Source organism: Hoeflea sp. (genome assembly GCF_039975035.1).
In the GTDB taxonomy this organism is placed as follows: Bacteria; Pseudomonadota; Alphaproteobacteria; order Rhizobiales; family Rhizobiaceae; genus Hoeflea.
The window spans coordinates 22,427-36,379 of sequence record NZ_JBDWHW010000237.1 but is presented as its reverse complement, the minus strand read 5'-3'; the positions used below and the strand labels follow the sequence as shown (position 1 = coordinate 36,379).

Here is a 13,953-nt window from a genome sequence, read left to right as displayed (position 1 = left end):
ACCTTCTACAACAACAAACGCCCACACTCGGCCCTTGGCGGCAGGCCACCTGCCGTGGTCTATTGGCTGAGAAAAGAGGAAACCCAACCCGATCAGCAGGTCCAAAAAGTAGCTTAATTCAACCCAGATACTGTCCAAGGGATGGGGAGTAGCCCAGGCCGCCGCTCGAAGATCCGTCCCTCCGTCGTGTATGTGCTCGCCCGCCAGAAGGACTGGATGAAGCTCTTCATCCGCACCATTGGCAGCAGGGCGAAGGTGAAGGTTGGCATGGAGCTTTCTCCACCATGCGGCGGCTCTAGGAAGCCTGGGAAATAGGTGCCAGTCCGCAGCGTCGGGAAGCGCAACTCCACCGGCCCCGCCCGCGTTTCCCAGTCCCGCTCGCGATAGCCATTGAGCTGGGCAAGCCGCGATGCGGTTTTCTTGCCATAACCAGCATCCGTCGCTGTGCCTGTTTCCAGTGCCATCAACTTCTCGACCGAAAAGCGGATCATCTCGCGTGAGCCAAATCCGCATCCGCGCTCTTGCTCTTCTCAACAAGAGAACGCAGGTTCATCCTATCGCCGGTCATCGGTGGTGGCCTTCAGGTTGCTCTTTAACAACCCGACCCTACCGGAAAACACCGATGCTATGAAACCCGGCGACACCACGCTCTGGGACACGACGCACAGGTAAAGCTGCGCTGGATGTCGCGAACATCCAGTTCATCGATACGAACTCTCCTGCAAGGCAACAGGCGTCCTGCGCATTCAAACGTTTCTGTGCCCATATGTTCAAAATCCGCCAGACAGCGGCTCGCCCCGATCAGCAGTCTTCATGGAAAAACCACCGGCGGATCGCCTTCCTGCCATGGGTGGTACTTCGTCATCACCCGCTCGAACCGCTCGGACGCGAGGAAGCACTTCAGCCAGCCTTGCAGATCGGGCCAGGGCCGGGCGTCGAACCAGGTCTTGTCGATGAAGGCAAACTGGCGGACAAACGGAAGAATGGCGTAATCGGCAAGGGTCGGGCGGCCAAAGATCCAGCTGTTGATCTGCCGGTCCAGCCGGGACAGGAAACCGGCTGCGAGATCACGCTGTTCCTCAGGATCGCATTGGGGATAGCGCGCCGCGTATTTGGTCCGGTCGAGCGCGGATTTGAACGGGCCGTCATTGCCGGTGATCCAGTCAAATCCCTCGTCGGGCATATCCAGCCAGCCCTCCGGATCGTGCTGCCGCAGGGCCCACAGCATCACGTCCAGGCTTTCATCGATCACGCCCTCGGCGGTGACAAGGCAGGGAACCGTGCCGCTCGGCGAAGCTTGCAGAAAAGCCTCCGGCTTTTGCCGCAGCACAATCTCGCGCAGTTCCAGCTCAAGACCGGACGAGGCGATCGCAAGCCGTGCACGGATGGCGTAGGGGCAACGTCTGAAGGAGTAGAGCAGGGGATCGGTCACGCCGCCAGTTTACGGCAAGCGGCTGCCGTTGGAAACCATGGTGGGCAGACTTGGGGTTGAAGCCGCGAGCTGCCAAAATGCGAATGTGCCGGAGCTGTGATTGCGGCTTCGGCACATTTGAAACACGCACGAAGCGGTCCGGCCGGCACTGAGGCTAACGCGTGTCGCATGCAAACGGATTCAGGTGACGCGCGTTAGCTCTTTGTTTTTCTTGTCGCTATCGCAAAACCGCAGGACACTTTTGCGCGGCATGCATCAAATCGCCAGATAGTCGTGGCGCAGCTGCTCGTTGGTGAGAACTTCCCCGGCGGTGCCGTCGAACACAACCTCGCCCGATTCCAGGATCACCGCGCGGTCGGCAAGCTTGAGCGCGCGCACGGCATTCTGCTCGACCAGGATCGTGGTGATTCCCTGCTGCTTGATGATGTTGAGTGTCTTTTCGATTTCGTCGACGATCACCGGTGCCAGGCCTTCGTAAGGCTCGTCAAGCAGCAGCACCTTGATGTCGCGGGCCAGCGCCCGGCCGATCGACAGCATCTGCTGCTCGCCGCCCGACAGCGTCACGCCCTCCTGCTTGCGGCGTTCACCCAGCCGCGGAAACAGCTCGTAGATCCGTTCGACCGACCAGCCGATCGGCGGCGCGATCTGGGCCAGCTGGATATTTTCCTCGACTGTCAGGCCGGCAATGATGCGCCGATCCTCAGGCACCAGTGACAGACCGGCGCGCGAGGCCTCGTGCGAGCTCATCAGGTGCAACGGCTGGTGGTCGAGCCAGACTTCGCCACGGGTCATCAGCGGCGAGCCGATCTGGGCGATGGCCCGCAGGGTCGAGGTCTTGCCGGCGCCGTTGCGGCCCAGCAGCGCCAGGATCTCGCCTTCATGCACGTTGAAGCTGACGCCCTGCACAATGTAGCTCTCGCCATAATAGGCGTGAACGTCATGCACCGACAGAAACGCAGGAGCCGTTGCCGCATGGTTGGCGTTCTTGGAAAAGTCCGGGCGGTCGCTCTGCTTGCCGCCCTTGTCGTGTTCGAGTTGGCTCATGCTGCGGCCTCTCCCAGATAGGCTTCCTTGACTTTGGGATGCCCTTTGATGTTTTCGGGGGTGTCTTCCACCAGAGGTGTTCCCTGGGCCAGAACGGTGATGCGCTTGGCCAGCGAAAACACCACATGCATGTCATGCTCGATGATCACCATGGTGATGTCACGGCTCTCATGGATCTGGTTGAGCAGGTCGATGGTGTTGTTGGTGTCGGCGCGCGCCATGCCGGCTGTGGGTTCGTCAAGCAGAAGCAGCTTCGGCGCCTGGACAAGGCACATCGCCATTTCCAGACGCCGCTTGTCCCCACGCGACAGCGAGCTGGCCGTCATATGCCGTTTGTCGATCATGTTGACCTCCATAAGCATATGTTCCGCGGTCTCGATAAGCTCCTGTTCCGATGCAATGGATTCCAGGGCATGCAGGCGGAACGAACCGTCGCGTTTGGCAAAACACGGAATCAGCATGTTTTCGAAGACCGAAAGATCGCCGAAAATCTCGGGCGTCTGGAACACTCGGGAAATGCCCATCTGGTTGATCTCGTAAGGCTTGCGTCCAAGCACCGACTTGCCGTCGAACATCACGGTTCCGGTGTCTGGTGCAAGCTTGCCGATCAGGCAGTTCAGAAGCGTGGACTTGCCCGCTCCATTCGGGCCGATGATCGCATGCACGGTGCCCTGGGTGATGTCGAGATTGACATTGCCGAGCGCTTGCAGGCCACCGAACCGTTTGTTGACATTAGAGACTTCAAGAATTCCCATATCTGATATCTCCGCTGATCAGTTGACGTGGCTTGATGGCATCGGTTCGGAACCGGATTTTTTCTTTTTCCGGCTCTTGCCTGTGATCATGTTCCAGATCCTGCTGCCGCCCTCCATCAGGCCGCCGGGGAGGAAGATGACCACCAGCATGAACAACAGGCCAAGCGTCAGATGCCAGCCCTTGCCGATAAAGGGATGGAAAAGGAAGACCACCGCATCTTCCAGCCCGTCCGGAAGTGCCGAGAACCAGCTGTGCAGGACGTTGTCGTTGATCTTGGAGAAAATGTTCTCGAAATACTTGATGAAGCCTGCGCCCAGAACCGGCCCCATCAGCGTTCCTGCGCCGCCGAGAATGGTCATCAGCACCACTTCGCCCGAGGCGGTCCATTGCATGCGCTCCGCACCCGCGAGCGGATCCATCGAGGCCAGCAGACCGCCGGCGAGACCGGCATACATGCCCGAGATCACAAATGCGGCAAGCGTGTAGGGGCGGGGGTTGAGCCCGGTATAGTTCATGCGGGTCTGGTTGGTCTTGATTGCCCGCAGCATGATGCCGAACGGCGACCGGAAGATCCGCATGGAAATGTAGAACACGATGATGGCGATGATGGCGCAGAAATAGTAGCCATTGTTGAAGGTGAACTGCCATCCGCCGATATCGATTTTGCTGCTCTCGTTCATGACGATGCCGAAGAGATGCGGCGATGTCGGTGCCCCCGCGCTCATCAGAACCTGCGGGTCGTTGGTATAGACCTGCAGACCGGTCTCGCCGTTGGTCAGCGGCGTCAGCACGGAATAGGCCAGATTGAACGACATCTGCGCAAACGCCAGTGTCAGGATCGAAAAGTAGATCCCCGACCGGCGCAGCGAGATATAGCCGATAAACAGGGCGAACAGTCCCGACATGACGATGGCGAGGATGAGACCGGGAACCACATTGTAGCTCAACAACTTGTACATCCAGACCACCGAATAGGACCCGACACCCAGGAAGGCGGCATGGCCAAACGAGAGGTATCCGGTCAGGCCGAACAGGATGTTGAACCCGATCGCGAAGATCCCGAAGATCGCAAATCTCTGCATCAGGTCGGGATAACCGGCGTTGAACTGGGCCAGAGCCGAGTTTTCCGGGAAGGGTTGAAGCAGAATCGGCGTCGCCAAAGTCAGGAAAACGACGATGAGGAGAAAGGTAGTGTCTTTCTTACTCAGACCAAGCATGAATTATTCCTCCATCACGCCTTTGCGACCCATAAGACCGCGCGGGCGGGTCAAAAGGATGATGATTGCAACAAGATAGATGATGATCTGGTCGATCCCCGGGATAAGCGATTTGACCTCGTTCATGGAGGCAAAGCTCTCGAGAATGCCCAGCAGGAAGCCGGCCAGCACGGCGCCGGGCAGTGAGCCCATGCCGCCGACAACGACCACGACGAACGACAGGACCAGAAAGTCCATACCCATGTGATAGTTTGGCGAGTTGATCGGCGCATACATCACGCCGGCAAGGCCGGCGACAGCGGCTGCAATCCCGAACATGATGGTAAAGCGCTTGTCGATGTTGATGCCGAGAAGACCGACAGTCTCCCTGTCGGCCATGCCGGCGCGGACCACCATTCCGAAGGTCGTGAACCGCAGGAAAGCAAATACCGCACTGATGATGACTGCCGAAAACAGGAAGTAGACCAGTCGCCAGTACGGATAGATGATCTCGTTCTGGGCAAAGCCGATCATCACACCGAAATCGATCGACCCGCTGAACATGCCCGGGGCCGGTGTCGGAATCGGATTGGCGCCGTAAAAATACTTCACGATTTCCTGAATGACGATCGCAAGCCCGAAGGTGACCAGGATCTGGTCGGCATGCGGGCGCTTGTAGAAGTGCTTGATCAGACCGCGTTCCATGACGTAGCCGACAAGCAGCATCACCGGAATGGCGAACAGGATGGCCAGCGGAACGGACCATTCCAGTATGGCGTGTCCGGTCGAATCGCCAAACCAGCTGACGATGTAGGGGGTGTCGACCTTCAGCGGATTGCCCAGAAAGTCTTTCTGGGTCGGATCTTCCACCGTGTAGGACAGGGACAGGATACGCTGAAGCGTCACCGCGCAGAAGGAGCCAAGCATGAACAGGGCGCCATGCGCGAAATTCACCACGCCGAGCGTGCCGAAAATCAGTGTCAGTCCGAGCGCGATCAGCGCATAGGCGCTGCCCTTGTCGAGACCGTTCAGAATCTGGAGAATGATTGCGTCCATCATGAAGCCCGCATCAAATAAACCGCGAGCGCAGTCGGCGCGGCGGTCCTAGTCTTCAAATCGATAAGAGAGCCGCGCCACCCGTCAGGCGGCGCGGCAAACTCGTGGAGTGGATTATGCGCCCGAGTTGCACTTGCCGAGGTCGCCGCCGGCGAACATCGGATGATCCGGAGCATATTCGACCTGGGCACGCGGGGTCACTTCGACGATTTCCAGCGTGTCGTACTCGTTGGTCGGGTTTTCCGCGCCCTTCATGACCAGCACGTCCTTGAAGCACTGGTGGTCGTCGGCACGATAAAGGGTCGGACCATTGCCCATGCCGTCAAATTCGAAGCCTTCGAGGGCTTCGACAACGCCGCAAGGATCGAAGGTGCCGGCACGCTCGACTGCATCCGCATAAAGCAGCGTCTGGACGTAGCAGGTGTGCGCCGAATTTGAAGGCGGACGGCCGTATTTTTCACCGAAGGACTTCACGAAGGCCTTGGAGCCTTCGTCCTGCAGCTGCCAGTTCCAGTTCATCGAGCCATACACGCCGCGCACGTTTGCGCCGGCACCAGCTGCCATCAATTCGGAATAGAGCGGAACGATGATTTCGAACTGCTTGCCGTTGACCATCTTGTCGCGCAGGCCGAACTGCACGGCATTGGTCAGCGAGTTGACCATGTTGCCGCCGTAGTGGTTCAGGATCAGCACATCGGCGCCGGAGTTGAGAACCGGAGCGATGTAGGATGAGAAGTCGGTCGAAGCCAGCGGGGTAAGCACGTTGTTGACGGTTTCCCAGCCCATGGCTTCGGTCGCGCTCGCAATCGATTCCTGCTGTGTCCAGCCCCAGGTGTAGTCGGCTGTCAGGTGATAGGCGCGGCGGTCGGTGCCGTAAGCCTTTGCCAGCACCGGTGCGAGAGCAGCACCCGACATGTAGGCGTTGAAGAAATGGCGGAAGCCGTTGGCCTTCTTGTCCTTGCCGGTGGTGTCGTTGGAGTGGGTCAGACCGGCCATGAAGATCACGCCCGCTTCCTGGCAGAGGCCCTGAACGGCAACGGCCACGCCCGAGGACGAACCGCCATTGATCATGACAGCGCCGTCTTTTTCGATCATCGACTTGGCCGATGCACGGGCTGCGTCGGATTTGGTCTGGGTGTCGCCGGAGACGAACTTGACCTTTTTGCCAAGAATACCGTTACCCTTCAACATCTTCGATGAGAAGGTGTTGATCATGCCGCCATCGCCTTCGCCGTTCAGGTGCTGAACAGCAAGTTCCTGGGCGCGCAATTCATCCAGGCCTTCATCCGCATAAGGACCGGTCTGAGGGACGTTGAAACCGAGCGTGACGGTGTCGCCCTTGGGCTCATTGAGGTAAGCCCGGGCCGAACTGGTGAAAATCGTCGGAAGCGCGAGTCCCGCACCGAATGCCGCACCTGATTTGATCAGCGTACGACGATTTACTTTGAATTTCGTCATGTAATCCTCCCTGGATTGGAACGGGCAAAGCCTCCCAGCCCTGCCGCCATAGCTATGGAAATAGCAACCTCAAGACAAACACGGCCTTGGCTGCGATACTATTCGACTATTGTATATTCACGCAGATTTTTGATTTGGGATCTCTGGACTTCTCCGTGTCGGGACGGAAACCACGGCCATACCGCTTCCTGATATAGAGCACCGTTCGCTTAATATGACGCATTCTGCCGCAATGATTTTATGGGCTGAGAAGGATTTTCGTCGAAGGGCATACCTGGCGGGTACGATCAAGACGAAAATCCTTCTGAGCACTTGAAGGCATGCGGCTCTTCGGGTTGGCTGAAACCTGCTACCCACTGCGTCGGGCGGCTTGAGAGATGGACCCGCATCGCTCTGCGCCGTCCTTCTTGTGGAGCAGCAGGTTTGAGCCAACAGAATGCGTCGTATTAATCGTACGGTGCTCTATGCGCTATGGCGAGGCCTGCTTGCCCCGACGTCATCGGCATCGCGCCGGGGCGCGCCAACCACGCCGGCGGTGCCGCGCTGGATCAGCCGTCTTCCGGAGCGTCAGTTTGGAGTAATTCTAAACTATACCGTTTGACTCCACTTTCCAATTACTTTACCGAATTCCTCATGTTTAAACACGTGGGGTAACCATGGCGGAATCACATCGGGACGGAGACCGGGAATGCCCGGCCGCAGCGTATCTTCGCCAACAGCCGGAGAACCTCGTCATCAACGGTTATCGCAATTGCGTGGCCGGTCTGGCTCACCGGGATTTGCGCTATTGGGATGCGGCCAGGTCCGCTCATGCGCTGGCGCTGGGCAGAGTTGACGGTCAATACGCGCTTGATGCGATGGCGTCGCTGATCGGGCGGCTCGGCGTGTGCGCCACCTGCCCGCTGCGCTTCTGCAAGCCCGGCACTTCCCATCTGTGTCGCGACGAATGTCTGGTGCTCGGCATGGTCGCCGGAGCCCAGCATGGCGACGAGGCGGCGATGATGCATTCGGCCAGGCTGCTTGCCTGCTCCGACACCTGTGTCGAAGTTGTTGATCGGGCGAGTGCCTACGCGGCGGTGCTGCTCGGACACGGTCACAAGCTCACACCAATCCCGTTGGGTGCGATTGCCGATATCGACTTCCGGTCATCAACCCTCGGCGCATCTCAAACGAGTGCGTCCCTTCACTAAAAAATCGGTAAAATCAGGAGTAAAACGGACAATGAAGAATCTCGCAGGACTGATAGGGCTGGGCCTTCTGGCATCAACGGCGCTGATGACTACGGCTCGTGCCGACACCACGCCGGAGGCCGTGATCGTGCATTACGCTGACGTTGCGGAGGCAAAATACGAAGATTCCTTGATGACCGCGAAAGCGCTGGATGCCGCCATCGAGGCATTTCTCCAAACTCCGACCGAGGAGGCGCTTGAGTCAGCCAGGGCCGCATGGCTTGCGGCTCGCGTGCCTTACCAGCAGACAGAGGTCTACCGTTTCGGCAATGCCGTCGTTGATGATTGGGAGGGCAGGGTGAATGCCTGGCCGCTCGATGAAGGACTGATCGATTACGTCGATGCGAGCTACGGCTCGGAAAGCGACGAGAACTCGCTTTTCACCGCCAATGTGATCGCCAATTCCGCGATCGAGATCAACGGCAAGACGATCGACGCCGGCAAGATCACGCCGCAACTGATTTCGGAAACCCTGCAGGAAGCCGGCGGTATCGAAGCCAATGTCGCATCGGGCTATCACGCGATCGAATTCCTGCTCTGGGGCCAGGATCTCAACGGCAATGGTCCGGGCGCTGGCAGCCGACCCTACACCGATTACAGCCTTGAAAACTGCACCAATGACAATTGCGACCGGCGGCGTGAATATCTCGCCGCCGCGAGCGATCTTCTGGTTGCCGATCTTGAGGAAATGGCAGCCAACTGGAAGGCCGGCGGCGCAGCCCGCGCGGCACTCGAGGAAGCCGGCGTTGCGGGCGGGCTTTCAACCATTCTCACCGGAATGGGATCGCTGTCCTATGGTGAACTGGCCGGCGAACGGATGAAGCTCGGCCTGCTGCTGGGCGACCCGGAAGAGGAGCATGATTGCTTCTCCGACAACACCCACAACTCGCATCGCTATGATGCGGTCGGCATCCGCTCGGCTTACACTGGCGTCTACACCCGTCCTGATGGAACCGAGTTGACCGGCCCGTCGCTTGCCGAGCTTGTCAGTCAGAAAGACCCGGCTATCGCTAACGAGCTTCAGGCTGATCTGGACGCCACCATTGCTGCCATGGAATCCATGGTGGCCCGGGCCGAGACGGTGGAGGCCTATGACCAGATGATCGCCACCGACAACGCCGAAGGCAATGCCACGGTTCAGGCAGCGATTGACGGGCTGATCAAGCAAACGCGGTCGATTGAGCGCGCCATTGCCGCCCTGGACCTCGGTGCGGTCGAGCTGGAAGGTTCCGACAGTCTCGACAGTCCCGATGCGGTCTTCCAGTAAGGGCCTTCGCCATGATTGTTTGCAGCTGCAACATCATTTCCAGCAAGGAAATCGAGGAAGTCATTCTTGACTTCCTCGTGGCCGATGAGTGGCAATTGATCACACCTGGAAAGGTGTTTCAGGCAATGAGCGCCCGCGGCAAATGCTGCGGGTGCTTTCCCGGCGTGATCAACATCATCGTCGAGACGACCAGGAATTATCACGAACTCGTGCAAAGTCCTGCGCCCATGGTGGTGGACCTGCTCAATCGCCTAGCCGATCAGCGAACGCGCATTGAGAAGGCAAAAAACAACAATGTTGCAAAACGGCGTTCAGCACGCCTGACCGGATGCATTACTTGATAACATTGTCACGACAGCGATAGGAAAGACCATGAAAAGAGCAGGAAAGTCGTCGAGTGCCTCAATGAAACGCTGATCGTGGACGAACAGGGCCACATTGATTTTCTCGAATCGCAACTGCAACTGCAACTGCCCGGTAATCTGGGTGAACAGAAATACGGCCAGTTGAACGCGTCACCTGCCGACGCGGATTGATAACAAAGAGAGTGCAATGACTGACATGAAACCGTCGCCGGGATGCTGTTGTGTGGTTTCGGCGCATCGTTTTTCCGTGTCCAAGGTCAACACATCCATGCGGCGCCACATGAGCGGAAAATTTGCAGACTCTGGTTTCACTGCGCGTCTTTCGAGAAAACTCAGACCGGCAATCCTGTCCAGCCTGGCAGCGGGCTTCGTTTTTGCATCGGCAGGTTCGGGGCTGTCCGATGATCTGGCCGGATTTACCCGCGTCCGCGACGATCTATCCCAGAAGGATCGAAAGCGCGTCGAGCGCGTGGTGAGGCCGGCGTCTTCATTCGAGGCCCCTGAAAAATTCGAGGTGATGCAGGGCGGCGCCGGCACATCGACCAAGCTGGTCAACCGGGATTCCCTGTCCCACTTCAGTGCCAATCTGACGTTCAAGGAAGAAGAGACTTTCAAGCTGGGAAACGCCTTGTTCCGCAAGCTTTGGGTTTCCTCGCCCTCCTCGACGCTGGCTTCCGACGGGCTGGGCCCGCTATTTAATGCAAGGGCTTGCCAGAGCTGCCATATCAAGGATGGCCGCGGTCATCCTCCGGAAGGAGCCGCCGATGCCACCTCGATGTTCCTGCGGCTCGCAAGGCCTGCCAGAACCGATCAGGAGCGTCAGGCACTCGAAGACTACCTTGTCGCCTCTTTGCCCGATCCCGTCTATGGCGGTCAGATGCAGGATCTGGCGGTTCCGGGTCTGAAAGCCGAAGGCCGGATGGTCATCGACTATGAGGAACAGCCGGTCGAACTCGGCGATGGGACGCTCGTGTCGCTGCGCAAGCCTCACTACAGCGTCACTGAACTGGGCTTTGGGCCCCTCGATCCGGAAACCACCCTGTCGCCGCGGCTGTCGCCGCCGATGACCGGCATGGGGTTGATCGAAGCCATCCATCCCGCCGATATCCTGGCCCACGCGGATCCTGACGATCAGGATGGCAACGGAATTTCGGGCCGCGTCGCACTGGCGCGTGACCCGGCAACCGGCCAGCGCGCCATCGGCCGGTTTGGCTGGAAGGCCCAGAATGCGACCGTGCGCCAGCAGTCGTCGAGCGCGTTTGCCGGCGACATCGGCATTTCCACGCCGGATAACCCCACCAGCCATGGCGACTGCATGCCCCGACAGATCGAGTGCATGCAGATGCCCTCCGGCGTTCAGTCCGGTCTCGGCGACACGGAAGCGCCCGATCCCGTGCTGGATCTGGTCACCTTCTACTCGCAGAATCTTGCGGTCCCGGCGCGGCGCGATGTCTACGACGACCATGTGCTTGCCGGCAAGAAGCTGTTTTACGATCTCGGCTGTGCCTCTTGCCATGTTCCCAAATATGTCACGTCCCGCAAGGCTGGGAACCCGGCGCACCGGTTTCAGCTGATCTGGCCCTATTCGGACTTCCTGCTGCACGACATGGGCGAAGGGCTGGCCGATGGCCAGCAGGTTGGCGTCGCCAATGGCAGGGAATGGCGCACGCCTCCGCTGTGGGGGACCGGCCTGACAAAAATTGTCAACGACCACACTTTTTTCCTGCACGATGGCAGAGCCCGCAATCTGACGGAAGCCGTTCTGTGGCATGGCGGCGAAGCCGCAGCCGCGCGTGACGGGTTTGCCGCACTGGAAAAAACCGACCGCGACAATCTTCTGGCATTTCTGGAAAGTCTCTGATGCGCCGTTTTCTTGTTTTCCTGCTGACGCTGACGCTGACGCTGAGTGCTGGTCTTGCCCATGCACAAACCGACACGGGACCGTCAATCGAGCCGGTGCTTGAACGGATGGTTGTCGATTATGTTCTCCCACACTACGCCGATTTCGGCAGCGCCGCCGATGGCCTGCAGACCTCATTCGATTCCTTGTGCGAAACCCCGTCGGAGGTCGCTCTGAACGCCACGCGCGCAGCCTTTCGCGATGCCGCCGACCAGTGGTCGCGAATCGAGTGGCTGCGGTTGGGTCCGGTGATGTCGGAGGACCGGTTGGAGCGCATCCTGTTTTTCCCCGACCGCAAGGGCACCGGCAGGAAGCAGGTTCAGGCAGCGATTGCGACGAAGGATGAAAGCGTGACCGATACCGCCCTGCTGGCCCGCAAGAGTGTCGCCATGCAGGGACTGGGCGCGCTGGAATTCATCCTGTTCGGTAGCGGCAGCCAGGACCTGGCACAGGCCGATGCCAGCCATCGCTGCCGGTTTGGCCGCGCCGCGGCAACCAATGTTGCCAATCTTTCCCGCGAACTGATCGCCGGATGGCAGCCGGACAGCAAATTCCTGCCGGTGTTCCTGAAACCCGGACCGGGCAATCCATTGTTCCGAGACGACCAGGAAGCCCTGAATGTTCTGCTCGGGCAGATGATCCATGGGCTTGAGGCAATTCGCGACACCCGCATTGGCGCATTTCTCGACAGGGAGACCCCCGACCACGATCGTGCGAAATCCGCGCTCTACTGGCGTTCGGAGCTGACGCTTGCCACGGTCAGTGCTGGACTGTCGGGGCTTGAAGCGCTGTTCAACGAAAGCACAATCGAAATCGTCGCCCAGGAAGCCGCACCCAAACTTGGGGACACCATACGCTTTGAGTTCAATCAGGCAATCAGCACCGCCGACAGCCTCGACGCACCCGTTGACCGGCTGCTGGCTGATCCGCAAACACGCGAAAAACTCGTTTATCTGGATTACGCCGTCAAGATCATCATCGGCCGTCTGGATCAGGAATTTGCCCAAGCCGGCGGACTTGACGTCGGGTTTTCATTCGGAGATGGCGATTGAACCGGATCATTCTTGAACGGCGCAAATTTCTGGCGGGCGCCGGTCTGGCCTGGCTCAGTGGCCTGACGCCGGCCGGTGCGGAACGGCTGGCAGTCTCCGAAGTGCTTTTCGCTGCCGCTTTCATGGACCCGCAAGGCGCCTATGGCGTGGCTATCCTTGACGAGCGCGACGCCATCGTTTCAACGCAATTGTTGCCTGGCCGGGGTCATGGCTTTGCCACGAGCGCGGCTGCGCAATGGCTGGTGGCCTTTGCCCGGCGTCCCGGAAATTTCGCCGTCGCGCTGCACAAGGCCAAAGCGTCCAACCCGGTTGCTTTTCACACGCCCGCGGACAGGCATTTTTATGGCCACGGGGCGTTTTCGCCGGACGGGAAGGTCCTGTTCGCGGCCGAGAACGCGTTCGAGACCGGGGATGGCGTGATCGGCATCTATGACGCCACCAACGGCTTCAGCCGGATCGGGGAATTCGCTTCCCACGGAATTGGCCCGCACGAGATTGTCCTCATGCCCGACGGCACCACGCTTTGTGTCGCCAATGGCGGGATACGCACCCATCCCGATCATGGTCGCCAAAAGCTCAATCTGCCGACCATGGCGCCATCGATTGCCCTGATTGACACGGCCACCGGATCGTTGCTCTCCACTCATGCTTTGCCGGCCAAATTGCACCGGTTGTCCTTGCGCCACATGGCGGTGGATGCAGGCAATCAGGTCTGGATCGGCGGCCAGTATGAAGGGGATGCCATGGATGACGTGCCGGTTCTGGCCAGACTGGGGGGAGACGCAGGCCTTGTTTCGGTTGTCTTGCCTGATGAGGTGGCCGGTGCGCTTGGAAAATATGCCGGGTCGGTCGCAATCGGCAATGACGGCAAAACACTTGCCATCGCATCGCCGAAAAGCGGAGTTGTGCTTACGCTGGACACGCAATCCGGCCAGCCGCTCACCATCGAGACAGCGCCGCGCACCTGCGGCCTTCATGCACGGGCGGATGGTTTTGTCAGTTCAAGCGAAACGGGGCGGTTCGGAAATACCAGCCATGATTGCGCCTGGGACAATCACATAGCCGCAATCTGAACCGTGCCGGGGTCAATAGCCGCGCCCGAACGGCCAATTGAAAACGCCATTTTCCGCAGTTTTGCCGGAAACCATGCGTCAACACCTGACTTGCGGGCCATCAGATAACGGCCCGCGCCATTCAG

Annotated in this window: 12 protein-coding genes and 2 pseudogenes; 7 read left to right on the top strand and 7 right to left on the bottom strand. The window is 59.2% G+C overall.

The window, feature by feature from the left end; translation table 11 throughout:
* Positions 1–290: 290 nt before the first annotated feature.
* The 7 genes and pseudogenes from ABJN75_RS21045 to ABJN75_RS21015 form a co-directional block, all read right to left on the bottom strand.
* Positions 291–568 (bottom strand): annotated as a pseudogene (locus tag ABJN75_RS21045) (transposase); the annotation flags it as partial.
* Positions 569–811: 243 nt separating this feature from the next.
* Entirely contained in the window at positions 812–1,432 is a 621-nt protein-coding gene (locus ABJN75_RS21040; RefSeq protein ID WP_348441563.1) for a glutathione S-transferase, read from the bottom strand.
* 255 nt (positions 1,433–1,687) lie between these two features.
* Complete coding sequence (locus ABJN75_RS21035) at positions 1,688–2,476, bottom strand: ABC transporter ATP-binding protein (RefSeq protein WP_348441562.1); 789 nt, start codon at positions 2,474–2,476, stop codon at positions 1,688–1,690.
* Entirely contained in the window at positions 2,473–3,231 is a 759-nt protein-coding gene (locus ABJN75_RS21030; RefSeq protein ID WP_348441561.1) for an ABC transporter ATP-binding protein, read from the bottom strand. The genes ABJN75_RS21035 and ABJN75_RS21030 overlap by 4 nt, the downstream gene beginning before the upstream one ends.
* A gap of 18 nt (positions 3,232–3,249) precedes the next feature.
* Positions 3,250–4,449 (bottom strand): branched-chain amino acid ABC transporter permease, encoded by a 1,200-nt coding sequence (locus ABJN75_RS21025; protein WP_348441560.1) that lies wholly within the window; start codon positions 4,447–4,449, stop codon positions 3,250–3,252.
* Between the two features lie 3 nt (positions 4,450–4,452).
* The gene (locus ABJN75_RS21020; RefSeq protein WP_348441569.1) at positions 4,453–5,484 is read right to left on the bottom strand and encodes a branched-chain amino acid ABC transporter permease; all 1,032 of its coding nucleotides are present in this window, start codon (positions 5,482–5,484) and stop codon (positions 4,453–4,455) included.
* Positions 5,485–5,598: 114 nt separating this feature from the next.
* Positions 5,599–6,942 (bottom strand): substrate-binding protein, encoded by a 1,344-nt coding sequence (locus ABJN75_RS21015; RefSeq protein WP_348441559.1) that lies wholly within the window; start codon positions 6,940–6,942, stop codon positions 5,599–5,601.
* A 656-nt stretch (positions 6,943–7,598) separates the two neighbouring features.
* On the opposite strand from ABJN75_RS21015, the gene ABJN75_RS21010 reads away from it, so the two are divergent.
* The 7 genes and pseudogenes from ABJN75_RS21010 (at position 7,599) to ABJN75_RS20980 (ending at position 13,828) form a co-directional block, all read left to right on the top strand.
* Complete coding sequence (locus ABJN75_RS21010; protein WP_348441558.1) at positions 7,599–8,132, top strand: hypothetical protein; 534 nt, start codon at positions 7,599–7,601, stop codon at positions 8,130–8,132.
* Between the two features lie 85 nt (positions 8,133–8,217).
* A complete protein-coding gene (locus tag ABJN75_RS21005) occupies positions 8,218–9,438 on the top strand; it encodes an imelysin family protein (RefSeq protein WP_348441568.1) in 1,221 nt (406 codons plus the stop codon).
* Positions 9,439–9,449: 11 nt separating this feature from the next.
* On the top strand, positions 9,450–9,779 hold the full coding sequence (locus tag ABJN75_RS21000; RefSeq protein ID WP_348441557.1) for a (2Fe-2S)-binding protein: 330 nt from the start codon (positions 9,450–9,452) through the stop codon (positions 9,777–9,779).
* Positions 9,780–9,845: 66 nt separating this feature from the next.
* A pseudogene (locus ABJN75_RS20995) lies at positions 9,846–9,974 on the top strand (bacterioferritin); the annotation flags it as partial.
* Between the two features lie 16 nt (positions 9,975–9,990).
* Positions 9,991–11,664: a di-heme oxidoredictase family protein gene (locus ABJN75_RS20990; protein ID WP_348441556.1), complete on the top strand. Its 1,674-nt coding sequence runs from the start codon at positions 9,991–9,993 to the stop codon at positions 11,662–11,664.
* Positions 11,664–12,755, top strand: a complete 1,092-nt coding sequence (locus ABJN75_RS20985; RefSeq protein WP_348441555.1) for an imelysin family protein — start codon at positions 11,664–11,666, stop codon at positions 12,753–12,755. Before ABJN75_RS20990 ends, ABJN75_RS20985 begins: the two co-directional genes overlap by 1 nt.
* Positions 12,752–13,828, top strand: a complete 1,077-nt coding sequence (locus ABJN75_RS20980) for a DUF1513 domain-containing protein (RefSeq protein WP_348441553.1) — start codon at positions 12,752–12,754, stop codon at positions 13,826–13,828. Before ABJN75_RS20985 ends, ABJN75_RS20980 begins: the two co-directional genes overlap by 4 nt.
* The last annotated feature ends 125 nt before the right edge of the window (positions 13,829–13,953 follow it).

Excerpts from the sequence above, each read along its gene's own strand:
- ABJN75_RS21030 (WP_348441561.1), bottom strand. The coding sequence starts at position 3,231 with ATGGGAATTCTTGAAGTCTCTAATGTCAACAAACGGTTCGGTGGCCTG.
- ABJN75_RS21000 (WP_348441557.1), top strand. The coding sequence starts at position 9,450 with ATGATTGTTTGCAGCTGCAACATCATTTCCAGCAAGGAAATCGAGGAA.
- ABJN75_RS21025 (WP_348441560.1), bottom strand. The coding sequence starts at position 4,449 with ATGCTTGGTCTGAGTAAGAAAGACACTACCTTTCTCCTCATCGTCGTT.
- ABJN75_RS21020 (WP_348441569.1), bottom strand. The coding sequence starts at position 5,484 with ATGGACGCAATCATTCTCCAGATTCTGAACGGTCTCGACAAGGGCAGC.
- ABJN75_RS21015 (WP_348441559.1), bottom strand. The coding sequence starts at position 6,942 with ATGACGAAATTCAAAGTAAATCGTCGTACGCTGATCAAATCAGGTGCG.
- ABJN75_RS20990 (WP_348441556.1), top strand. The coding sequence starts at position 9,991 with ATGACTGACATGAAACCGTCGCCGGGATGCTGTTGTGTGGTTTCGGCG.
- ABJN75_RS21010 (WP_348441558.1), top strand. The coding sequence starts at position 7,599 with ATGGCGGAATCACATCGGGACGGAGACCGGGAATGCCCGGCCGCAGCG.
- ABJN75_RS21035 (WP_348441562.1), bottom strand. The coding sequence starts at position 2,476 with ATGAGCCAACTCGAACACGACAAGGGCGGCAAGCAGAGCGACCGCCCG.
- ABJN75_RS21005 (WP_348441568.1), top strand. The coding sequence starts at position 8,218 with ATGACTACGGCTCGTGCCGACACCACGCCGGAGGCCGTGATCGTGCAT.
- ABJN75_RS20985 (WP_348441555.1), top strand. The coding sequence starts at position 11,664 with ATGCGCCGTTTTCTTGTTTTCCTGCTGACGCTGACGCTGACGCTGAGT.